Genomic DNA, 23517 nt, shown 5'->3' on the forward strand with positions numbered 1-23517 from the left:
CATTGGACGGATGAGTAACGGCGTACGTAGTTTCGAAACATGCCTTCCGCCAGTACCGAGGCGTCCACCAGGGTGGGCGCCGGATCAGTCAGCATCCCCGTCGATTCCCGTGTGGCGCCGGGAGGTCCCGGCTACCGCCGGATGAGCCTGGCGCTGTTCCTCGCGGGAGTCGCCACCTTCGCCCTCCTCTACTCCACGCAGGCCCTGCTGCCGTTGATCTCGACCGACTTCGGGGGCACGGCGAGCGCGGCGAGCTGGACGGTCTCGGCGGCGACCGGTGCGCTGGCGCTGTTCGTGCTGCCGATGAGCGCGCTGTCGGAGCGGTTCGGGCGGCGCGCGGTGATGACCGCGTCGCTGGCGGTCGCGGTCACGGTCGGGCTGCTGATCCCCTTCGCGCCCTCGCTGGGCGCGCTGGTGGTGCTGCGCGCGGTGCAGGGTGCGGCGCTGGCCGGGGTGCCGGCCTCGGCGACCGCCTATCTCGCCGAGGAGGTCCGCCCCAAGGCCCTCGTCACCGCGATCGGTCTGTTCGTCGCCGGCAACAGCGTCGGCGGCATGAGCGGACGGGTCGTGACCGGCTGGGTCGCGCAGGAGTGGGGCTGGCGGGTCGCGCTCGGTGTGCTCGGCCTGATCGCGGTGGGGTGCGCGGTCGCCTTCCGTCTGCTGCTGCCCGCGCCGAGGCACTTCGTGGCGGGCTCGCTGCGGCCGGCGGTCCTGGCCCGTACGGTCCGTTCGCACCTCGGCGACCCGCTGCTGCGGCGGCTGTACGCCATCGGCGCGCTCTTCATGACCGTCTTCGGCGCCGTCTACACGGTCATCGGCTACCGGCTGACCGACGCCCCGTTCTCGCTGCCGCAGGGTGTCATCGGGTCGATCTTCCTCGTGTACCTGGTCGGCACGGTGTCCGCCTCCACCGCCGGGAAGCTGGTGGCACGGCTGGGGCGGCGGGGCGCGCTGTACCTGGCGGGCGGTACGACGACCGCCGGTCTGCTGGTCTCGCTGTCCGGTTCGCTGCCGCTGGTGCTGATCGGGCTGGTGCTGATCACCGCCGGGTTCTTCGCCGGGCACGCGGTGGCGTCGTCGGCGGTCAGCCACACGGCGAAGGAGGGGCGGGCGCAGGCGTCCGCGCTGTACCAGTCGGCCTACTACGTGGGGTCCAGCGCGGGCAGCACGCTCGGCGCGATGGCGTTCCACGCGGGCGGCTGGCTCGGCACCGTGTCCATGGGCCTGCTGGCCGTGCTGGGGGTCGTGGCGATCACCGTGGTGGGGTCGCGTGCGGCTCGTGTGCAGCGGAGGCTCGCCACCGTCTGACACTCCCTCCACCCCGTTCCACCCCAGCCCGCTGACCTGGCCCTTCTTCCGCTCCGGGGGCCATTGTCAGTGGGCTGCGGTAGCTTCCGGAGTGTTGGCGCGCACTGGTGCGTGTGACGGAAATGAGCCACAGGGGTGGGTTGGCCATGAGTGACGGTACGGCGACGGTGACGGCGGATCTGGACGTCCGGCTGGAGAAGCACCGGGTCGAGCTGACCGGGTACTGCTACCGGATGCTCGGCTCGTCCTTCGAGGCGGAGGACGCCGTGCAGGACACCATGATCCGGGCCTGGCGGAGCTACGAGAAGTTCGAGGGCCGCTCCTCCCTGCGGTCGTGGCTGTACCGCATCGCGACGAACGTCTGCCTGGACATGCTGACCGCGGGGAACAAGAGGGCCCGTCCCATGGATCTCACCGAGTCGACGCCCCTCGCCCAGGCCGCCCTCGCCCCCCGCCCCGACAACACCTGGCTGGAGCCCGTCCCCGACGCCCGGGTGCTGCCGACGACCGCCGACCCGGCGGAGGCGGCCGTGGCCAAGGAGTCCGTGCGCCTCGCCTTCGTCGCCGCCCTCCAGAAGCTGCCCGCCAAGCAGCGTGCCGTGCTCATCCTGCGCGAGGTGCTGGCGTGGAAGGCGAGCGAGGTCGCCGAACTGCTGGACACCTCGGTCGCCTCGGTGAACAGCGCGCTCCAGCGGGCCCGCGCCACCCTCGGCGACGGCGACGGCCGGGTCGCCGAGGGCGATGTCTCCGACCCGCTCGACGAGGAGCAGCAGAAGCTGCTGGAGCGCTATGTCGCCGCCTTCGAGGGGTACGACATGACGGCGCTGACGGCCCTGCTGCACGAGGACGCGGTGATGACGATGCCGCCGTTCGACCTGTGGCTGACCGGCACGAGCGACATCACCGGGTTCATGACGACGCTGGGCGCCGCCTGCGCCGGCTCGCACCTGGTGCCCGTCGCGGTGAACGGCCTGCCGGGCTTCGCGCAGTACAAACCCGACGAGGAGAAGGGCGGCTTCACCGCCTGGGCGGTGCAGGTGCTGGAGATATCAGAGGGCCGGATCGCCGGGTTCCACTGCTTCCTGGACACGGCCCGTTGGTTCCCCCTCTTCGACCTGCCCCTCCACATCGAGGGCAAGCCCGACCAGGCGCAGTAGCGCGCACAGCGCCGGGGCGGGGTCCCGTAGCCGTATGTGGCCCCCGGCCCGTTTCGCCGTGAGCTGCAACCGGGCCAGCAGGTCGACGGCTCCCAGCCCGGGCGGCCCGATCCCGGCGACGTCGCACACCACCACCCCGCCCGCCCGGTCCGCCTCCAATCGCGCGCGCACCTCGTCACAGAACCGGGGCACCTCGTCCCGGGTGACGGGGCCTGGCAGCACGAGTACGGCGGGTGTCGTCGCATCCACGATCGGTAGACCGGACCGGCCCCCGGAACTCATCGCGGACACGACGACAGCGGCGTCGGCAGTGGCAGGGTCGCCCGCTCAGGCGATGCGGTCCAGCACGATCGGGTTCGGGGTGAACGGCGTGCCCGCGGCGGCGATGTCGTACGAGCCCTCGACGGCGTCCAGCGCGTAGGAGAAGCGCTCGGGAGTGTCCGTGTGCAGGGTGAGCAGCGGCTGGCCCTCGGTGACGGTGTCGCCGGGCTTGGCGTGCATCTCGACGCCCGCCGCGGCCTGCACCGGGTCCTCCTTGCGGGCGCGCCCTGCGCCCAGACGCCAGGCGGCGATGCCGATGTCGTAGGCGTCGAGGCGGGTCAGGACGCCCGAGGAGGGGGCCTTGACGATGTGCTGCTCGCGGGAGGTGGGCAGTTCCGCGTCGGGGTCGCCGCCCTGGGCCGCGATCATGCGGCGCCAGGCGTCCATGGCGGAGCCGTCGGCCAGCGCCTTCGCCGGGTCGGCGTCCTTCACGCCGGCCGCGTCGAGCATCTCGCGGGCCAGCGCGATCGTCAGCTCGACGACGTCCGCCGGGCCGCCGCCCGCGAGGACCTCGACCGACTCGCGGACCTCCAGCGCGTTGCCGGCGGTCAGGCCCAGTGGGGTGGACATGTCCGTCAGGAGCGCCACGGTCTTCACACCGTGGTCCGTGCCGAGGCCGACCATTGTGGACGCCAGCTCACGGGCGTCCTCGATGGTCTTCATGAAGGCGCCGCTGCCGACCTTCACATCGAGGACCAGGGAACCGGTGCCCTCCGCGATCTTCTTCGACATGATCGAGGAGGCGATCAGCGGGATGGCCTCGACGGTGCCGGTGACGTCGCGGAGCGCGTACAGCTTCTTGTCGGCGGGGGCCAGGCCGTCGCCCGCCGCGCAGATCACCGCGCCCACGCCGTCCAGCACGGACAGCATCTCCTCGTTGGAGAGGAGGGCGCGCCAGCCGGGGATGGACTCCAGCTTGTCGAGGGTGCCGCCGGTGTGGCCGAGGCCGCGGCCGGAGAGCTGGGGGACGGCCGCGCCGCAGGCCGCGACCAGGGGCGCCAGCGGGAGGGTGATCTTGTCGCCGACGCCGCCGGTGGAGTGCTTGTCGGCGGTCGGCAGGGACAGTGACGAGAAGTCCATGCGCTCACCGGAGGCGATCATCGCGGCCGTCCAGCGGGCGATCTCGCGGCGGTTCATGCCGTTGAGCAGGATCGCCATGTTCAGGGCGGCCATCTGGTAGTCGGCGACCTCCCCGCGGGTGTACGCGTCGATGACCCAGTCGATCTGCTCGTCGCTCAGCTCACCGCGGTCCCGCTTGGTGCGGATCACGGAGATGGCGTCCATCGACAACACAGTCATGGCTTTCCTTTCGAAGGTTCCGAAAGCGACCCGGTGCGGATCGGAAAGGGAGCGGCCCCTCCGACCGGTCGTCAGGAGGGGCCGCACGGGAGTTACTTGGTGAGATGGTCCGGGCCGAAGGCCTGGGGCAGCATCTCCGAGAGGGGGAGGATCCCGCCGGGAGTCTCCAGCAGCAGATCCGGGCCGCCGAACTCGTACAGCAGTTGTCGGCAGCGGCCGCACGGGACGAGGACGTCGCCCTTGCCGTCCACGCAGGTGAAGTGCGTGAGGCGGCCGCCGCCGCTGTTCTGCAGCTCCGAGACGAGCCCGCACTCCGCGCACAGGCCGAGCCCGTAGGAGGCGTTCTCGACGTTGCAGCCCGAGACGATCCGGCCGTCGTCGACGAGGGCGGCCACACCGACCGGGTAGCCGGAGTACGGGGCGTACGCCCGGGACATTGCGTCCTGGGCCACCGTACGCAGCTTCTCCCAGTCGACGGCGGTCACTTGCCCTGTCCCTTCCGGTACGGCAGGCCGTCCGCCTTCGGCATCCGCAGCCGCTGTGCGGAGAGCGCGAGGACGATCAGGGTGATGACGTACGGGGTGGCGGCGACGACCTGGTTCGGGACCTCGTTGGTGGTGGCGTACCAGGCGTACACCAGGCCGCCGATGACGGCGGTGATCAGAGCCGGGACGTACTTCTTGCGGACCGCCAGCCAGATCGCTCCGATGAACAGCAGCAGCGCGCCGAGCAGCAGCAGGGCGTGGACGTTCTCCGAGCCGCCGCGCAGGTTGAGGCTGTCGGTGTAGCCGAACAGGCCGGCGCCGAGGGCGAGGCCGCCCGGCATCCAGTTGCCGAAGATCATCGCGGCGAGGCCGATGAAGCCGCGGCCGCTGGTCTGGCCCTCCAGGTAGAAGGGGTTGGCGACGATGGAGAGGAAGGCTCCGCCGAGGCCGGCCAGACCGCCGGAGATGATCACGGCGATGTACTTGTACTTGTAGACGTTGACGCCGAGGGACTCGGCGGCGATCGGGTTCTCACCGCAGGAGCGCAGCCGCAGACCGAAGGCGGTGCGCCACAGGATCCACCAGGTGGCGGGGATCAGCGCGACGGCGACGAGGGTCAGCCACGAGACGTTGGTGACCAGACCGCCGAGCAGGCCGGCGAGGTCCGAGATGAAGAACCAGCCCTTGGAGTTGAGTTCCGTCAGCGCGTCCGACAGTCCGGGGATGGTGAAGTCGCCGATGGACTCGACCGGCGGGGACTGCTTGGCGGAACCGCCCTGGTGGCCCTCGAAGGCCAGCGGGGCGAGGTAGCGGGTGGCGCCGAGGGCCAGGATGTTGATGGCCACACCGGAGACGATGTGGTTGACGTTGAAGGTGACGGTGACGAAGGCGTGCAGCAGACCGCCGATCGCTCCGCCGGCGATGCCGACCAGAACGCCGGTCCACGGGCCGTACTGGAAGCCGGCCCAGGCACCGAACCAGGTGCCGAGGATCATCATGCCCTCGAGGCCGATGTTGACCACGCCCGAGCGCTCGGCCCACAGACCGCCGAGACCGGCCAGGCCGATCGGGACGGCCAGCTCCAGCGCGGTGGACATCTGGCTGACGTTGGTGATGCCGTCCGCGCCGGTGATGATGCGGACGAGCGAGGTGAGTGCCAGGACGCCGGCGATGACCAGCAGCAGCACGGGCAGCGACATCTTCCGCCCGGTCCGGGCGGTGGGCTCCAGCGAGGGCTGGTTGAGGTCGGTCGCGGTGGTGCTCGTGGTCATCGGCCAGCCACCTCCTTCTTGACGTTGTTGTCCGCGCCGAGGACGTTCCCGGCGGCGAGCTCGGCGCCGACGCGGCGCTGCTGGCGGCGCAGGCCCCACTCACGGACGGTCTCGTAGGAGACGACGACCGAGAGCACGATCAGGCCCTGCATGATGACCGCGATCTCCTTGTCGTAGCCGTGGAAGTCCAGCTCCGGCGACGCCTTGTCGAGCCAGGCCCACAGCAGGGACGCGAAGGCGATGCCGACGGGGCTGTTGCGGCCCAGCAGGGCGATGCCGATGCCGAGGAAGCCGATGCCGGTGGGGAAGTTGAGGCTGTAGGTGTGGGTGTCGCCGAGCAGGATCGGCAGACCCGCGAGGCCGGCGACACCGCCGGAGATCAGCATCGCGGTGAGGATCATCCGCTTGGGGTCGACACCGCTGGCCGCGGCGGCCGTCTCCGAGGCGCCGGAGGCGCGCAGGTCGAAGCCGAAGCGGGTGCGGTTGATGACGATCCAGTAGCCGACGCCGAGGGCGACGGCGAGGAGGACCAGGCCGTAGATCTCGCCGGCGGCGCCCATGTCGATGCCGGGGACCCAGCCGGACTCGGCCATCTCGCCGGTGGTGTTGTTGTTGCCGACCTTGACGCCGAAGACGTTCGGCAGCCAGAGGTAGCCGATGATCGAGGTCGCGATCGCGTTCAGCATGATCGACGCGACGACCTCGCTGACCCCGCGGGTGACCTTGAGGACACCGACGATGCCGGCCCAGAAGGCACCGGTGCAGATCGCCGTGAGCATCAGCAGCGGGACCTGGAGGAACGCGGGCAGGTCCATGTGGGCGCCGACGATCGCGGCCATCATGGCGCCGAGCAGGTACTGGCCGTCGACACCGATGTTGAACAGGTTCATGCGGAAGCCGATGGCCACCGCGAGGGCCGCGATGTAGTACAGCGACGCCTGGTTGATGATCCGGACCTGGATGTCCGAGAACGACGCCTGCTCGAACATGATCGTGAACGGCTCGACCGGGTTCTTGCCGGACGCGAGCAGCACGATCGCGGTCAGCACGAAGGCGACGGCGAGCGCGAGGACCGGCCCGGCGACCGCGAGGAGCACCCGCTCCTTGTCGAACTTCTTCATCAGCGGGCCTCGCCTTCCGGAGACGCGGGGCCCTTGCCCGGTGTCTCGGGGGTCTCTTCGTGTTCGAGGTGGCCGGTGGCGGCACCGGTCATGGCGGAGCCGAGCTCCTCCGGGGTGATGGTGGCCGGGTCGGCGTCCGCGACCAGCTTGCCGTTGTAGATCACCCGGAGGGTGTCGGACAGGCCGATCAGCTCGTCGAGGTCGGCGGAGATCAGCAGCACGGCCAGACCCTCGCGGCGGGCCTCCCGGATCTGGTCCCAGATCTGGGCCTGCGCGCCGACGTCCACACCGCGGGTGGGGTGGGCGGCGATCAGGAAGCGCGGCTTGTGGCTCATCTCGCGTCCGACGATCAGCTTCTGCTGGTTGCCGCCGGACAGGGAGGCGGCGGTGACGTCGATGCCGGGGGTGCGGACGTCGTACTCGGCGACGATCCGGCGCGTGTCCTCCTGGGCGGCCTTCGGATCGAGCCAGACGCCCTTGGCGTTGGGCCGCTCGGTCACATGGCCGAGGATACGGTTCTCCCAGAGGGGGGCCTCCAGGAGCAGACCGTGCCGGTGGCGGTCCTCGGGGATGTAGCCGACGCCCTGCTCACGGCGCTTGCGGGTGGGCCACGCGGTGATCTCGTCGTCGGCCAGTGTGATGGTGCCGGAGTCGGCGGCCTTCAGGCCGATGAGCGCGTCGATCAGCTCGGTCTGGCCGTTTCCCTCGACGCCGGCGAGGCCGAGGACCTCGCCCGCGTGGATGGTGAAGCTGATGTCGTCCAGGAGGGCCTTGCCGCCGGGCGCCGCGAGACGCAGCTTGTCGACGCTCAGGACGGCGCGGTCGGTGACCGTGGACTCGGCGGTCTCCGGGGTGGGCAGCTCGCTGCCGACCATCAGCTCGGCGAGCTGGCGCGGGGTGGTCTCGGCGGGGACGGCCGTACCGACGGTCGTGCCGCGCCGGATGACGGTGATCTCGTCGGCGACGGACAGCACCTCACCCAGCTTGTGCGAGATGAAGATGACCGACAGGCCCTGCGCCTTGAGCTCGCGCAGGTTGGCGAAGAGCGCCTCGACCTCCTGCGGCACCAGCACGGCGGTGGGCTCGTCGAGGATCAGGGTGCGGGCGCCGCGGTAGAGGACCTTGAGGATCTCCACACGCTGACGCTCGGCGACGCCGAGTTCCTCCACGAGGACGTCGGGGCGGACCCCGAAGCCGTACCGGTCGGAGATCTCCTTGATCGTGCGGCGGGCCTTGGCGCCGATGCCGTAGAGCTTCTCGCTGCCGAGGACCACGTTCTCCAGAACGGTGAGGTTGTCGGCCAGCATGAAGTGCTGGTGCACCATGCCGATGCCGCGCGTGATGGCGTCGGCGGGGGACGAGAAGCTCACCTGGTCGCCGTCGACCGCGATGGTGCCCTCGTCCGGCTTCTGCATGCCGTAGAGGATCTTCATCAGGGTCGACTTGCCGGCGCCGTTCTCACCGACGAGGGCGTGGACGGTGCCCTTGCGGACGGTGAGGTGGATGTCGTGGTTGGCCACCACGCCGGGGAATCGCTTGGTGATCCCGGCGAGTTCGACGGCGGTCGCCTGACCGTTGACCGCCGCGTCGGCCGGAGGGCTGCTGGACGCGTTGATGGCGCACTCTCCTGGGAAAGGGGGTCGTCTACGCGCGTAGCGCCCCTACGGCATCGAAAGGGGCGACGCCCGAGACAACGGGGTACAGGGAGCCAGACTCCCCGTACCCCGTTGAGCGGACGTAACCCCGCGGTTACCAGCGACTCCGGGGAGGTGCGGGCCGGATGTACGGCTCCCGCCCTGCCGCACTCCCCCGGGGTCGCGTGTCTGCTCGAGGTTCTGCTGGCTCAGCTGGTCTTGACCTTGATCTCGCCGCTGATGATCTTCTCCTTGGCCGTGGCGATGGCCTCCTGGAGCTCGGTGTCGCTCTTGAACTTCGGGTTGGAGTCGGCGAGGCCGACCTCGCCGGTCTTCAGATCGCCCCTGACGATACCGGTCGCGGGCTTGCCGTCCTCGACCGACTTCGCCAGGTTGTACACCGCCTTGGCGACGTCCTTCGTCGCCGAGGTCAGGATGAAGTCCTTGTACTTCGCGAGGGCTTCCTGCTTGTACTGGTCGGAGTCGACGCCGATCGCCCAGATCTGGTCGACCTCGGCGGCCTCGATCACGCCCTGGCCGGACAGACCCGCCGCCGCGTAGATGACATCGGCCTTCTTCTCGATCTGGCCCTCGGCGGCCGTCTTGCCCTTGTCGGGGCTGGAGAAGCCGCCCTCCTCGGCCGTCTGGGTGAGGTACTGGGTGAGCACCTTGGCCTTGGGGTTGGTGTCCTTGACGCCCTGCTCGAAGCCGGCCTGGAACTTGTGGATCAGCGGGATGTCCACGCCGCCCACGAAGCCGACCACGTTCGTCTTGGTGCTCTTGGCGGCCGCGACGCCCGCGAGGTACGAGGCCTGCTCCTCGGAGAAGACCAGGTCGGCCACGTTCTTCAGCTGGACGGTGGAGTCGTCCACGATGCCGAAGGTGGTGTCCGGGTACTGCTCGGCGGCCTCCTTCACGGCGGTCGCGTACGCGTAGCCGACGCCGATGACCGGGTTGTAGCCCTGCTTGGCCAGGGAGACCAGGCGCTGCTCCTTGTCGGCGTCCGTCTCGCCCTCGGTGGGCTCGATGTCCTGGGTCTGGTACCCGAACTCCTTCTTCGCCTGCTCCAGGCCCGCGAACGCGGCGTCGTTGAAGGACTGGTCGCCCTTGCCGCCGACGTCGTACGCGATCGCGAGACCCTTGTCGCCGCCCTTCGAGTCGGAGGAGGACGAGGCCTCCGTCGAGGTGCCGCCACAGGCGGAGAGGGCGAGGGCGAGGGAGGCGGTCGCTGCGCCTGCGACCGCGATGCGGGAAACCCGGCGCATGTTCTGGTGCTCCTAGTCGTACAAGCGCCGGAGGGTACTGCTCAGTGGTGCTTCACAGCGTCGGCGCTGGCTTTCGCCGAGGGTAACGCGCGTAGACCCTGGCGGGAAAGCCCCGGTTGCCCTGTTGTTATGGGGCCGTGTCGCAAGGGGTGGTGGGGGTTGGCGGCGGGCGGTGGGGGGTGGTTTCGGGTGAGGGTGCGGGGGTGGGTTCGTTGTGGCTGGTGGGGCGGGTCCGTGCGGGTCGGAGGGGGCCGACGCGGGCGGTGGGGGGTGGCTTCGGTGGGGCGCGGGTGCGGGTTCGATGTGGCTGGTCGCGCAGTTCCCCGCGCCCCTGGCGGGGGTGCCCTGGCGGTGAGGGGAAGTGGGGCTTGCCTGGGTGTCGAGTGAGTGGCGGGGTGTGGTGCATTTTTCGCCGCCGGGGGGGGCTGACGGGAGGTCTGTCGCGACTCACCGCGCGGGGCCGTGCCGCAAAGGGGTGGGGGTTGGCGCGGGCGGTGGAGGGGGTTTCCGGTGGGGCGCGAGTGCGGGTTCGATGTGGCTGGTCGCGCAGTTCCCCGCGCCCCTGGCGGGGGTGCCCTGGGGCGGTGAGGGGAAGTGGGGCTTGCCTGGGTGTCGAGTGGGTGGATTCGGGGGTGTGGTGCATTTCTGGCCACCGGGGGGTGGGGGCCCGTCGCGGCTCACCGCGTGGGGCCGTGAACACCCGCGTTGAGGGCGCCGGGCGCAACATCTCTCCGGCCGCCAGGCGTCCCAGCGGGGCGCGGCGCGCGACGCCCGCCGGGCGTCCCGACAAGGGCGCGGCGCGCGACCGTCGGCGGGCCGGCGCGCGGTCGGGGCGAGCCCGGCCGCATCTCGCTGCGCCTCGCCGCACTACCGGTGGGCATCCCCGTGACGAGGCCCGTGGGCGTACCTGTGACGGGACCCGTGAGCATCCCCGCGACGAGACCCGTCAGCATCCCGTGACGGGACCCGCGGCCATCCCCGCGACGAGACCCGTCAACATCCCCGCAACGGGACCCGTGAGCATCCCGTGACGGGCCCCGCGGCCATCCCCGTGCCGGGACCCGTCAGCATCCCGTGACGGGCCCCGCAGCCATCCCCGCAACGAGACCCGTCAACATCCCGTGACGGGCCCCGCAGCCATCCCCGCGACGAGACCCGTCAGCATCCCGTGACGGGGCGCCGTGGGCTTTCTGTCCTGTGAAAACGAAGCGGGCGGGAGCCGTGTCGGCTCCCGCCCGGTTCTGGTTGCTCCGGTCCCCGAGGGCCGGAGTGGGGACTACTCGGTCTTGACCTTGATCTTGCCGCTGATGATCTCTTCCTTCGCCTTGGCGACGGCGGCGGAGAGGCCGGCGATCTTCGCGAACTCCGGGTTCGACTCGGCCAGGCCGACGCCGTTGACCTTCAGGTCGAACGTCTGGACGCCGGTGAGCGGCTTGCCGTCCTTGACGGACTTGGCGAGCGTGTAGACCGCGCCGCCGACGTCCTTGAGGGCCGAGGTGAGGATGGAGCCCTTGTAGGAGGCGAGGGCCTCCTGCTTGTACTGGTCGGAGTCGACACCGATCGCCCAGACCTTCGCCTTGGCGGCGGCCTCGATGACACCCTGGCCGGAGAGACCGGCGGCGGCGTAGAGGACGTCCGCGCCCTTCTCGATCTGGCCCTCGGCGGCGGCCTTGCCCTTGTCGGGGCTGGAGAAGCCACCCTCCTCGGCCGTCTGGGTCAGGTACTGCGAGATGACCTTGACCTTGCCACCGCTGGTGTCCTGGACACCCTGCTTGTAGCCGGCCTCGAACTTGTGGATGAGCGGGATGTCCACGCCGCCCACGAAGCCCACGGTGTTCGACTTGGTGGCCTTGGCGGCCGCGACACCGGCGAGGTAGGAGGCCTGCTCCTCGGCGAAGACGAGGGACGCCACGTTGTCGCCCTCGACGACCGAGTCGACGATGCCGAACGTGGTCTTCGGGAACTTCTTGGACGCGGCCTCCATGGCCGGGCCGTAGGCGAAGCCGACACCGACGACCGGGTTGTAGCCCTGCTTGGCGAGGGACTCCAGACGCTGCTGCTTGTCGGCGTCCGTCTCGCCCTCGGTGGGCTCGATGTCGGCTGTCTTGTAGCCGAACTCCTTCTCGGCCTTCTGCAGGCCCGCGTACGCCGCGTCGTTGAAGGACTGGTCGCCCTTGCCGCCGATGTCGTACGCGATCGCGAGGCCCTTGGTGCCCTTGCTCTCGCCGTCGCCGCCGTTGCCGCTCTCGCTGCTGGTCCCGCCACAGGCCGTGGCGGCGAGCGCCAGCGACGCGACCCCCACCGCGACGCGGGTCAGTTTGGAAATCCGACGCATCTTGAAGTTCCCCATCTTCTCCAAAGCCCCGCAGCCGGGTGCTCAGTTCGGCGCACATTAACGCGCGTAGACACTCCTGGGAACGGGGTTTCGACTGGCCGTTATCCATTCGTGCCGATGGCCGGTTACGTCCTCGTGAACCATGGGATCGAAAGGGACGCTTGGGGACAGAGCCCTTCGCACGTCTCTCGCGTTCCGTGTCTGCCGGGTGACTCAAGCGTGACGGTGCGCGCGCCGTACGGGGGCGTACGACACGCGCACCAGGCTGCCGTGAGGGCGGGGGCGCCGCAACCGGAGAGGGTGCGGATCGGGTACCGAGTCCGTGGAGGCCGTGCGCCGGGGTGCGGCGTGGGACGACCGCTCCGCCCCCTAGGAGGTCGCGGCGGTGTCGAGGACCTGCATCCGGGCGTCCAGGAGGGCGGCGGCGGTGAACAGCTCGACGCCCACGGTGATGGCCTGCTCGTCCGCGTCGAAGTCGCCCTGGTGGAGGTCGCGAACCGTGAGGTCGCCCGCGCGGCGGACACCCAGGCGGGCCATGGCGCCGGGGACGTGCTCCAGGTACCAGGAGAAGTCCTCGCCGCCGAGGCTCTGCTCGGTGTCCTCGACGGCCGTGGCACCGCGGCGGGCGACCATGGCGTCGTGGACCAGCTCGGTGACGACGGGGTCGTTGACGACCGGCGGGACACCCCGGACGTAGTTGATCTCGGACTTGGCGCGGTGCAGGGTCGCGACCTCGGCGATCGCCTCGTGCACCAGGTCGGGCGCCTGCCGCCAGGCGTTGATGTCGAGGCAGCGCACGGTGCCGGACAGCTCGGCGTGCTGCGGGATCACGTTCGGGGCATGGCCCGACTCGACGCGGCCCCAGGTCACGGACAGTCCGCTGCGGGCGTCGACCCGGCGGGCGACCAGCGCGGGCACGTCGGTGACGACGCGGGCGGCGGCCGTCACGAGGTCGGTGGTCAGATGGGGGCGCGCGGTGTGGCCGCCGGGGCCGTCGAGGGAGATCTCCAGGCGGTCGCAGGCCGACGTGATGGGGCCGTGGCGCAGACCGATGCGGCCGGCGTCGACCCTCGGGTCGCAGTGCACGGCGATGATCCGTCCGACGCCTTCGAGGCCGCCGCTCTTGATCACGTCGCCGGCGCCGCCGGGGAGGACCTCCTCGGCGGGCTGGAAGATCAGCCGGACGGGGCGCGGCAGCTGCCCCTTGCGGTGCAGGTCGGCGAGGACGAGCCCGGCGCCGAGCACGACGGTGGTGTGCACGTCGTGGCCGCAGGCGTGGGCGCGGTCCGGGACGGTGGAGCGGTACTCGCAGTCCACCTTGGTGTCCGGGATGGGCAGCGCGTCGATGTCGGCGCGCATCGCGAGGCGGGGCCGGCCGCCGTCCCAGTCGCCGATGTCACAGATGAGTCCGGTTCCGCTGTCGAGCACGCGCGGTCGGAGCCCTGCCTTCTCCAGGCGGGCCTTGATCGCGGCGGTCGTGCGGAACTCCTGGTTTCCGAGCTCGGGATGCCGGTGCAAGTCGCGGCGGAACGCGACGAGTTCGGCACGCAGGGCTTCGGGCAGGGTGCCGGGGAGGGCGGCTTCGGCTTCCCCGGGCAGATCGGCCTCGGACTCTCGGGACATCAGTTGGTTCACCCTCTGAAGGGTAGGGCGATCGAGCGACCTTCTAACCCTCGATCAACAAAAAATCAGCCCGTAAGGGGAAGATTTCTGGCCGCACGACGCATACGTATGGGCAGGGATGGGTATACCCGTCAGCCTTTCGTGGCGGGCAGACCTCATGGACGGGACGCGATCGACGCGGCGCCGACGGCGCGACCCACCGGGATGACCGGGGCGTCCCTCCGGGAACGCCGGGGGTTGCCCGCGAATCCCATCGTCCAAACGTCCGGGGGTATCCGAACGATTCCCACGTTCCACGGATACCACGTTCCGGGCACCGTGATGTGCCGAAACTGGCGCCGTCGGGTGACTGTACGACTACCGCGGGCGAGACTCACCAGGTGCGGGGTGGGGCTGTGAGGTGAGGATTCAGGTGCCGATGGTGACCAGGGTCACCAAGGGGCGCGGGGGCGGACGGGGGTGGTGCGGTGACGCTGCGGGGCGGGTGGACACCCGACTGTGAGGGTCGGCCACGCCCCTTGCGTCGCGGCTGAGGCCGACTGGAGTCGCACGGGAGGTGGAGGGAGGTGGAGGGAGACGGACGGTCGGCTGGGGGCCGGGTTGTCCGATAGTCGCCCATGGACGGGTCCCTGGAGGGCGGGGCGGGCCGGCGCAGAGCGACGTACTTACGTGCTCCCAGGTAGATCCGGAACGCCGCGTGGACGGCGAAGCCGGGGGTGGTCACGCCACCGGGGCCTCCGGCCCGGCACCCCCCGCCCGAGGAGGGCCTCGACGACTACGGCCTCGCCTCCCTCGCCCCCGTCGTCCTTCCGTGGAGCAGGAGCAGGCCCGTGAGGGTGGCCGCCAGCACCGCCAGGGCGGCCAGGGCCGGGATCAGGGTCACCGCCGGGCCCACCGCCAGGCAGACCGTGCCGCCGATGAGGAGGGACGGGGAGTGGCGGCCCGTCGTGCGGAGCAGGATCGCGGCCGAGCCGAGGAGGAAGAGGCCCGCCCCGCCGGCGAGGGCCCACGCCGGCATGCCGTGCAACGGCTCGGTCAGGCCGTAGTGGCCGGTGTCGGCGACCTGGTGGAGGGTCGTCTTCATGCCGAGGGCGGTGATCACCACGCCCGCCACCAGGGGCAGGTGGAGGAAGGTGTAGACGTCGCGGGCCAGGAGCGTGCGGGCGTCGCCGGTCAGTTCGGCGAGGCGGTGTTCCGGGGGCTCGCTCACCCCGTGGAAGTACAGGTGCCACAACGCGGCCGCGACCAGGAGGCCGAGGGAGGCCGCGACGAGCACGGGGACCGTCACGTCGTAGCCGGTCACGCCCACGCCGATCGCGACGATCGACTCGCCGAGCGCGATGATGACGATCAGGCCGTGGCGTTCGGAGAAGTGCGCCGGGGAGGCCACTCTCCAGCCCGACTTGCCCGTGATGAAGATGCCCGCGTAGTCGATCGCGACGGCGGACAGCCAGACCAGGATCCGCGGCACGCCCTCGAAGGCCGCGCCCAGCAGCAGCAGCGCGAACGGCGGCAGGACCGACAGCAGGGCCGTACGGCGCAGGGTGGCGCGCAGGGCCTTGTCGTCCGGGTCGGAGAGCCAGTACGTCGTCAGGTGCAGGACGCGGACCGCGCCGTAGCAGAGCACGAAGAGCAGGGGGGCGGGGAGGCCGCCCGGGTCGTCGCGGTAGACCTCGGGGACCGTCAGGGAGACGATCAGGACGACGGCCATCACCGCCACCAGGACCGCGAACAGGCCGCCGGAGTCGGCCCGTACGACGTTGCCGAGCCAGGCGAAGCAGCACCAGCACCACCACAGGAGGGCGAGGACGACCATGCCGCCCAGCAGGCGCAGGGCGGTGGGGTGGTCCGCCATCAGGGCGGTGACCTGGGTGATCGCGTAGACGAAGACCAGGTCGAAGAAGAGTTCGGCGGGGGTGACCTTGTGGTCGTCCGCCGTCGGTGTCAGCCGGGCGCGTTCGCCGTGTGTCGTCACTGGTTCCCCACTCCCCCATGGGGGGCGGCACTTCGCCCGCGCCCCGTCCACGCGGCACGATAACCGGGGAAGCCCGCGCTCCGGATGTTGCTGCGCCCGCGCGGTGCGGCGGCTGCTCGCGGCGGGGTCGCGGGGCCGCGTCTAGGCCGGCGCCACGGACGACAAGCGGTGGACGTCTCTCGCCGTGCCCGTGACTCCGGAGAGGAAGCCCTGGGCGCGGGGGGAGGCGGTCTCGGTCAGCCAGCTGGGGTCGATGTCGCAGACGGCGACGCGTACGTCCGTGCCCGCCAGTGCCAGCGGCAGGGTGTGGACCACGGTCGACGGGAAGCTGAGGATGGTGCGGCCGATGGGGCCGCGGCGGGCGATCAGTTCGAGCGGGAGGTCGGGGCGGACGATCTCCAGGCCCGTCTCGGCCGCGAGGGCGTGGAGCTTGTCGGAGCTTTCGCGGCGGTGGGCGAAGTAGCGGGTCGCGCCGTGGGCCTTGGCGAGGGAACGGACGGCTTCGAGGTAGCGGTCGCCGTCCACCACGCCGGTCTCCACCAGGGACGTGCCGACGAGGTCCGCGCCCTTGGTGATGCGGGGCGGGCCGAAGCGGGCCCGGGTCCAGGCGAAGACGTTGGCGGTGACGGTGACACCGTCGGGGGTCTCGTCGATCGGCATGGAGGAGAAGACCTCGACGCTCCGGCCGGCGGTCGGGGTCAGCCGTCTGCGGGCCTTCGCGGAGACCGGGGCGAAGACCAGGTCACGGGGGCCGGGACGGCCGCCCTTGCGGTGCCAGCGGACCAGGCGTTCGCCGCGGGCCAGCTGGGAGACGAACTCCATGGTGGCGGTGCCGTCGTCGACCACGACGACGTCCGGTGCCCTGGTGATCGTCAGGAGGAGCTGGACGTAGCGGGAGAAGGGGTCGCCCAGGACGACGCGGCGCGCGGCGCGCAGCAGCGGGGCGAGCCCGGCGACGGTGCGGAACGGGGCCGCCGTGCCGCCGCGGGCCTCCTCCCAGCGCACCTCGTGGCCCTCGTCCCGCGCCAGCTCCGCCATGCGGCGCAGCTGGCCCCGGGTCATGGGGTCGTTGGGCGACAGGACGACCAGGCTGAGTCCCGTGCCGGACGCCCCGGGCGACGGTCGCACGCCGTAGGAGGCGGCGAGGCCGGAGGGTGCCCCCGGCCCGGAGGCCGGCCCCGCGCCGGGGGCCTGTCGCGTGCCGAGGGCGTGGGCGTGGGCCCACTCCAGCACGTTCAGGAGCTGTACCGGGCTCTCGACGAAGGCGAGAGTGTGGGGGCCGGCGGTTCCGGCGCGGGGGCTCATCGACGTACGACCGTCGCTTCCGTGAGTACGGATCTTCCGGAGGGCAGGGGTGGGTTTCACTCACCCGCGTGTGCGGGGTGCCGCTGCGCCCACCCGTGCCGCCCCAGCGGCACGACTGCCCGCAGCCACGGCAGGCGGGCTCAGACGCCGACCGGCTCGCCCGCCGCCGCCGCGATCTCCGCCTCGGCGACGACGCCGGAGACACGGCGCAGCTTCTTCATGGGGCCGAGCTCGGAGTCGTAGACCTTCTTGACGCCGTCGCCGAGGGAGGCCTCGATGGTGCGGATGTCGCGGACCAGGCGGGTGAGGCCCTGGGGCTCGACGGAGGCGGCCTGGTCGGAGCCCCACATCGCGCGGTCGAGGGTGATGTGGCGCTCGACGAAGGTGGCGCCGAGGGCGACCGCGGCGAGCGTGGTCTGCAGGCCCGTCTCGTGGCCGGAGTAGCCGATCGGGACGTTCGGGTACTCGGCCTGGAGGGTGTTGATGACGCGGAGGTTCAGCTCCTCGGCCTTCGCCGGGTACGTCGAGGTGGCGTGGCAGAGCAGGATGTTGTCCGAGCCGAGGACCTCGACCGCGTGGCGGATCTGCTTCGGGGTGGACATACCGGTGGAGAGGATGACCGTGCGGCCGGTGGCGCGGAGCGCGCGCAGCAGCTCGTCGTCGGTCAGGGAGGCGGAGGCCACCTTGTGGGCGGGGACGTCGAACTTCTCCAGGAAGGCGACGGCCTCGGTGTCCCACGGGGAGGCGAACCAGGCGATGCCCTTCTCCTTGCAGTACGCGTCGATCTGGCGGTACTCGTCCTCACCGAACTCCACACGGTGGCGGTAGTCGATGTAGGTCATGCGGCCCCAGGGGGTGTCGCGCTCGATGTCCCACTGGTCGCGGGGGGTGCAGATCTCGGGGGTGCGCTTCTGGAACTTGACGGCGTCACAGCCGGCCTCGGCGGCGACGTCGATCAGCTTGAACGCGTTCTCCAGCTCGCCGTTGTGGTTGATGCCGATCTCGCCGCAGATGTAGACGGGCTGGCCGGGGCCGGCGATGCGCTCGGTACCGAAGGTGCGGAGGCGGGAGTTGGTCGCAGACATGGTGGAACGTTCCTTACTTGTCGAGGGAGTCGAGAGAGTCGAGAGAGGGACCGAGGATCCAGCCGGCGATCTCTCGGATCGCGCCTTCACCACCGGGGACGGTGGTGACCGCGCGTGCGGCGCCGCGCACGACGTCGTGGGCGCTGCCGACCGCCACGGGCCAGCCCACGAGGGCGAAGCACGGGAGGTCGTTGACGTCGTTGCCGACGTAGAGCACGCGCTCGGGCGCGATGCCCTGTTCCTCGCACCACTGCTTCAGGGCGAGGTCCTTCCGGTCGATGCCGTGGAGCACCGGGATCTGCAGCTTCCGGGCCCGGGCGGCCACGACCGGGTTCTGTTCCGTGGACAGGATCAGCATCTTCAGGCCGCTCCTGCGGAGGGCCGCGATGCCGAGTCCGTCGCCGCGGTGCACGGAGACGAACTCCCGTCCGTCGGAGTCGATCAGCACCCGGTCATCGGTCTGGGTGCCGTCGAAGTCGAGGACTACGGCGTCGATGTCGTCGTAGGTGGGGAGGGCGCCGGGCCGGTTCGCGTCGAAGAGGGGCGCGAGGGCCTGGGCGCGGGCGAGATCGTGCGGGTCGTCGATCTCCAGGACCCGGGCGGGGTCGGTGCGGACGAGTTCCGTACGGCCGAAGAAGCGGTGCTGGTGCTTGCGGAGTCCGGCGGCGTCCATGGCGTACGCGGCACCGGTCTCCAGCAGGTCCTGGGGGCGGTCCTGGCGGCGGGGGCGGAACGACTTGTCGTGGTTGACGCCGTAGCCTCCGGCGGTCGGGCCGGGGTCGGCGGGGCCGTCGCCCGCCGGGGCCCCGCCGAGCCCGGTGGCGGCGTGGGCGGCGTCGGCTCCGTTCCGCGTGGCGCCGGCGAGCGTCGTGGGCGCGCCGTGCGCCATCGCGCCGCGCACCACCGCGCCGCCGCCCGCCGCGGCGCCCACGCGGTTCGCCTCGTCGCCGTCGGCGAACTCGTCCGCCGTGTCCCGCCAGATGAACCCGTGGAACGGGGCCACGGTGAGGGCCGTGTCGGCACCGTGTTCCACCACGGCGCGGGCCACGCCGTCGATGTCCTCGCGGAGGATGAACGGGCTGGTGCACTGGACGAGGAGGACCACGTCGACGGCGGCGCCGTGGAGCGCCTCGTGGGCGTCGAGGGCGTGCAGGACGGCGGCCTCGGAGGTGGCGGTGTCGCCGGCGATGGCGGCGGGCCGCAGGACGACCTCGGCGCCGGACTCGCGGGCGGCGGCGGCGATGGCGTGGTCGTCGGTGGAGACGACGACGTCGGTCACCAGCCGGGCGGCCTTGCACTCGCGCACCGCGCGGGCCACCAGCGGCACACCGCCGACGGGGGCGAGGTTCTTCGCGGGGACGCCCTTGGAGCCGCCGCGGGCGGGGATGACGGCGAGGACGCGGCGGACGGAGGCCGCTCGGTCCGCTTCCGGGTGGGACATCAGTGGAGCTCCTTGCGAGGGCGACGGGTTGCGGCTCACAGCTCCCCCATCCGCCGGATGACGGGTGCCACGCGCTGCACCCCGTGCCGGTAGGCGCCGCGCGCCGCCCGGCGCACGATCTGCCGTACGGGCCCTGCCTGCCGGTCGGCGGCGGGCGCCCCCGGCAGCGGGCTGCCGTCGGGGCCGAGGTGGTGGCGGGCGAGGATGCCGGGCAGATAGCCGGGCGCGGTGACGGGGGTGTAGTACGGCGTGAGGGGCGGGAGTTCGGCGGCGATCAGCTTGGCGAGGCGGTCGCGGGCGGCGTCGAAGGCGGTGGCGTAGGAGCCTGTCCCGGTGACGGTGCCCGCGGCGGCGACGCCCTGCCGGGCCACCCACTCGGGGTCGGGCGCCGGCTCGTGCCCGGCGTCCAGCTGGTCCCAGGAGGCCAGGCATCCGGAGCCCACGAAGTGGTGGTTGCCGAGCGCCTCCCGGATCCCGAGGTCGGTGAGGACCACGGTGGGGATCCGGCGGTGCAGCGACTCCAGGGCGGCCGTGGAGCTGACGGTGACGAGCAGGTCGGTGGTGTCGAGGACCTCGCCCATGTGCCCGTAGACCAGGCGGAAGTTGGACGGCAGATCGGTCTTCTGCGCCAGCTTCTGGTAGGGCAGCTCCTCAATGTGCGTGGTGTGCTCGCCCGGCTTGGAGCGCAGCTTCAGCAGGACCTGGCGGTCCGGGTGCAGCCGGGCGTGCTGGATGAGCCGGTTCAGCAGGTACGTACGGTCCTTGCGGTTGTCCGGGACGGACGGCTGGACGGCGAAGACGACCGTGTAGGGCCGGCCCTCCTGCTCTTCGGCGCCCTTGTACGGGGTGCCGCCGAGGAAGGGCAGCGCGACCTCGGTGACCGAGCCGGCGTCGGCGCCGACCCCCTCGTACACGGCGCGAAAACGCTCCGCGTCCTGGCGGGAGTTGGCGAGGACGAGGTCCGCGCCGTGTCGCAGCAGCAGACCGTCGGCGAGCTTCTCGTAGACGACGCCGACATAGCCGGTGACGACCACGGGCCGTCTGCTCCGGGCGCCCCAGGCGTGCCGCAGTCCGTGCAGCATCGCCTGGACGCCGCCGCCCACGAGGGCGAGCACGAGGACGTCGTACGACTCGGCCGCCTCCGGCGTGCCCAGGGCGCGCAGGAACTCGACGCCCGTCACCTCGCGCAGGGAGTCGGGGCGGACCCCGACCTCCTGGAGCTGGCGGGCGGTGGGGGTGGCACGGCCGCGCAGGAGGAAACCGTCCAGGCGGATGTCCGCGCCCTCGGGGGCGAGGCGGCTCGCGGTGAGCGCACCCCATTTCCACCGGGTGTCGGAATCGGCGAGAACGGCGACTCGCAGGCTGTTCGTAGCACTTGCTGGCACGTCGAAGACGCTAGGAAGGGATTCCGTTGATCGGCCCAACCCGAATGCAACAAAGGGTTAACAGCGCGTCGACGAATGGCGAATCGGGCCGTGGAACACCGGGAAATGCGCCTGGTTCACGGTACCGCCACGCGTCGTTCACCTGACATCAAGCGGGTGGTCAAGACGAATGCCGGAGGGCCGCCTAACGTCACAGGGGTGGTCAAGCTCTCCGTCATCGTGCCGTTCTTCAACGTGCAGCAATACGCGCCCGACACCCTGAAGAGCCTCAGAGCCAACGCGCGTGAGGACTTCGAATTCATTCTCGTCGACGACTGCTCGCGCGACGAGACACCGGACATCCTCGCGCGCGCGGAGCGCGAGCTGCCGGGCGCCGTGTATGTCAGACACGAGCAGAACGGAGGACTGGCGACCGCGCGCAACACGGGCATCGACAAGGCCCGTGGCGAGTACCTGACGTTCCTCGACGGGGACGACTGGCTCGCCCCCGGCTACTACCCGCAACTCGTCTCCGCGATCGAGGAGTTGGGGTGCGACTTCGTCCGCACGGACCATGTCCAGTGCACCGCGCGGGCCCGTTCGGTCCACCGGGTGCCCAACGGGCGGCGGGGCGTGGTGATGAACCCGCGTGACGCGATCCTGCCGGCGGACCGCTCCACCTCCGTCGACTACGCGTACGCGTGGGCCGGCGTCTACCACCGCCGACTGGTCGAGCGGGGGCTGCTGCACTTCACCCACGGGCTGCGTACGGCGGAGGACCGGCCCTGGATCTGGAAGCTGCACCGGGAGGCGGAATCCTTTGCGACGGTGGGGCTGCTGGGCGTGTTCTACCGGCGCGGAGTCGCCTCCTCGCTGACCCAGATCGGTGACGTACGCCAGCTCGATTTCATTCGCGCATTCGACCAGGTCATCGCGGAAACAGCGCAGGACCGGGACGCGGACAAACTCCTCCCCAAGGCCGTGCGCACATATTGCGCGATTATCTCCCACCATTTGGGATCCATCGAAAGGTTCGAGCCGGCGGTGGCACGGAAACTCAAGTCGATGAGCGCGGTCGCGTTGCGCCGAATGCCGCAGGACGTGCTGGACGAGGCGCTCGACTCCATGGACATCCAGCGCGCCTCGCGGCTGCGCCGACTGCGCCGCCGTCCCGCCGCGACGGGGGTCGCCGCGTGACCACGCAGATCTTCATGGCGTCCACGCTGTACGGCACGGCCACCCTGGCCGCCGCCCTGGACACCGAGTGCTTCCGCCCGGCCGACCGGCGCATCCTGCTGATCTCCAACAACGCGGCGACGCCGGAGACGGCCCCCGCCCTGGACGAGATGCCCGGCTTCGAACGGCTGCGCACCCGCTTCGACGACGTCATCTCCTGGAACGAGACCATCTCCCCGTTCCACCCGGGCGGCTGGTCCCCCCGCATGGACGACGTGCCCCTGTGGGAACGGCATCTGCGGCTGCTGTGGGGCCTCGGCGACGACGACGTCGAGCTGGCGGTGGAGTCCATCCAGGTCCATCCGGCGCTCGGCTTCACCCAGATCTTCACCGGCGCGCCCGTCACCGTGTACGCCGACGGCCTGATGAGCTACGGCCCCACCCGCAACAAGATCGACCCGCTGGTCGGCACCCGGATCGACCGGCTCCTCCACCTGGACCTGGTGCCGGGTCTGGAGCCGCTGCTGCTCACCGAGTTCGGCGTCCCGGCGGAGATCGTGCCGACGGACGCCTTCGTGAAGGTCCTCGCCGAACTGGTCGACACCGGGGACACACTGCCCACCGTCGAGGAACCGGCGCTGCTGCTCGGCCAGTACCTCTCCGCGCTCGGCATCCTCACCGCCGAGGAGGAGGAGGACCTCCATGTACGGATGCTGAAGGGCGCGGTGGCGCTCGGGCACACGCGGGTGGTGTTCAAGCCGCACCCCAGCGCCCCGGCGCGCTGGTCGCGCGGGCTGGAGAAGGAGGCCGAGCGGCTCGGCGCCGATCTCACGGTGCTCGACACGCCGGTCCTCGCCGAGGTGCTCTACCAGCGGATGCGTCCGGCGCTGGTGGTCGGCTGCTTCTCCACCGCCCTGCTCACCGCCTCCGCGCTGTACGAGCTGCCCGTGGCCCGCGTGGGCACCGGGACCCTGCTGGAGCGGCTCGCGCCGTACGAGAACAGCAACCGGGTGCCGGTCACCGTCGTGGACGCGCTGCTGCCGGACCTGGGCGACCGGGCGGCGGTGGAGGCGCGGAAGCCGGGGATGAGCGTGGCCGACCTCAACCGGCTGGTGCGCGCGGTGGGGTACGCCATGCAGTCCAAGATCTACCCGTCGCTGCGCACGGAGGCCGAGTCGTATCTGGCGAGGCATCTGAGCACGCACACCCTGCGGTACTTCAAGCGCCGCCGGCTCACCTCGCTGGGACTGCCCGGCGGTATCCCGGTCCAGCTCGCGTTCATCCCGCGCAACGCGACCGTGCGAAGAGTCGCGCGCCGGGCCAGGTCCCTCAAGCGAGCGACCCTGGGGTGA

Annotated in this window: 18 protein-coding genes; 4 read left to right on the forward strand and 14 right to left on the reverse strand. The window is 71.1% G+C overall.

The window, feature by feature from the left end:
• Positions 1-39 precede the first annotated feature (39 nt).
• Entirely contained in the window at positions 40-1308 is a 1269-nt protein-coding gene (locus tag M8J73_RS16255; RefSeq protein WP_055540934.1) for an MFS transporter, read from the forward strand.
• 146 nt (positions 1309-1454) lie between these two features.
• Positions 1455-2465, forward strand: coding sequence for a sigma-70 family RNA polymerase sigma factor (locus M8J73_RS16260; RefSeq protein WP_249828751.1), 1011 nt, complete (start codon positions 1455-1457; stop codon positions 2463-2465).
• Here M8J73_RS16260 and M8J73_RS16265 read toward each other — a convergent pair.
• The 14 genes from M8J73_RS16265 to M8J73_RS16330 form a co-directional block, all read right to left on the reverse strand.
• Positions 2358-2747 (reverse strand): STAS domain-containing protein, encoded by a 390-nt coding sequence (locus M8J73_RS16265; RefSeq protein ID WP_079054755.1) that lies wholly within the window; start codon positions 2745-2747, stop codon positions 2358-2360. The genes M8J73_RS16260 and M8J73_RS16265 overlap by 108 nt on opposite strands.
• 45 nt (positions 2748-2792) lie before the next feature.
• A complete protein-coding gene (locus tag M8J73_RS16270) occupies positions 2793-4076 on the reverse strand; it encodes a thymidine phosphorylase (RefSeq protein ID WP_055538114.1) in 1284 nt (427 codons plus the stop codon).
• A gap of 101 nt (positions 4077-4177) precedes the next feature.
• Positions 4178-4570, reverse strand: a complete 393-nt coding sequence (locus M8J73_RS16275; protein ID WP_055538112.1) for a cytidine deaminase — start codon at positions 4568-4570, stop codon at positions 4178-4180.
• A complete protein-coding gene (locus M8J73_RS16280) occupies positions 4567-5841 on the reverse strand; it encodes an ABC transporter permease (protein ID WP_055538111.1) in 1275 nt (424 codons plus the stop codon). The genes M8J73_RS16275 and M8J73_RS16280 overlap by 4 nt, the downstream gene beginning before the upstream one ends.
• A complete protein-coding gene (locus M8J73_RS16285; protein WP_055538110.1) occupies positions 5838-6962 on the reverse strand; it encodes an ABC transporter permease in 1125 nt (374 codons plus the stop codon). The genes M8J73_RS16280 and M8J73_RS16285 overlap by 4 nt, the downstream gene beginning before the upstream one ends.
• Entirely contained in the window at positions 6962-8578 is a 1617-nt protein-coding gene (locus M8J73_RS16290; protein ID WP_055538109.1) for an ABC transporter ATP-binding protein, read from the reverse strand. Before M8J73_RS16290 ends, M8J73_RS16285 begins: the two co-directional genes overlap by 1 nt.
• A gap of 227 nt (positions 8579-8805) precedes the next feature.
• Positions 8806-9861 (reverse strand): BMP family lipoprotein, encoded by a 1056-nt coding sequence (locus M8J73_RS16295; RefSeq protein WP_249828752.1) that lies wholly within the window; start codon positions 9859-9861, stop codon positions 8806-8808.
• Positions 9862-11137: 1276 nt separating this feature from the next.
• A complete protein-coding gene (locus M8J73_RS16300; protein ID WP_157873102.1) occupies positions 11138-12196 on the reverse strand; it encodes a BMP family lipoprotein in 1059 nt (352 codons plus the stop codon).
• Positions 12197-12565: 369 nt separating this feature from the next.
• On the reverse strand, positions 12566-13819 hold the full coding sequence (locus M8J73_RS16305; protein WP_055538106.1) for an amidohydrolase: 1254 nt from the start codon (positions 13817-13819) through the stop codon (positions 12566-12568).
• Positions 13820-14594: 775 nt separating this feature from the next.
• Positions 14595-15794 carry a low temperature requirement protein A gene (locus M8J73_RS16310; protein ID WP_055539805.1) on the reverse strand — a complete coding sequence of 400 codons (1200 nt, stop codon included), beginning with the start codon at positions 15792-15794 and terminating at the stop codon, positions 14595-14597.
• Positions 15795-15935: 141 nt separating this feature from the next.
• Complete coding sequence (locus M8J73_RS16315; RefSeq protein WP_055539806.1) at positions 15936-17099, reverse strand: hypothetical protein; 1164 nt, start codon at positions 17097-17099, stop codon at positions 15936-15938.
• A gap of 140 nt (positions 17100-17239) precedes the next feature.
• Complete coding sequence (locus M8J73_RS16320; protein WP_055539807.1) at positions 17240-18184, reverse strand: N-acetylneuraminate synthase family protein; 945 nt, start codon at positions 18182-18184, stop codon at positions 17240-17242.
• A 13-nt stretch (positions 18185-18197) separates the two neighbouring features.
• Positions 18198-19625: an N-acylneuraminate cytidylyltransferase gene (locus M8J73_RS16325; RefSeq protein WP_055539808.1), complete on the reverse strand. Its 1428-nt coding sequence runs from the start codon at positions 19623-19625 to the stop codon at positions 18198-18200.
• A gap of 35 nt (positions 19626-19660) precedes the next feature.
• Entirely contained in the window at positions 19661-21010 is a 1350-nt protein-coding gene (locus M8J73_RS16330) for a DUF6716 putative glycosyltransferase (protein ID WP_055539809.1), read from the reverse strand.
• A 198-nt stretch (positions 21011-21208) separates the two neighbouring features.
• Between M8J73_RS16330 and M8J73_RS16335 the strand changes: the two genes are divergently transcribed.
• Both M8J73_RS16335 and M8J73_RS16340 read left to right on the forward strand, forming a co-directional pair.
• Complete coding sequence (locus M8J73_RS16335) at positions 21209-22186, forward strand: glycosyltransferase family 2 protein (protein ID WP_055539810.1); 978 nt, start codon at positions 21209-21211, stop codon at positions 22184-22186.
• Complete coding sequence (locus tag M8J73_RS16340; RefSeq protein ID WP_055539811.1) at positions 22183-23517, forward strand: alpha-2,8-polysialyltransferase family protein; 1335 nt, start codon at positions 22183-22185, stop codon at positions 23515-23517. The genes M8J73_RS16335 and M8J73_RS16340 overlap by 4 nt, the downstream gene beginning before the upstream one ends.

Source organism: Streptomyces neyagawaensis (assembly GCF_023516595.1).
Classification (GTDB): Bacteria; Actinomycetota; Actinomycetes; order Streptomycetales; family Streptomycetaceae; genus Streptomyces; species Streptomyces neyagawaensis.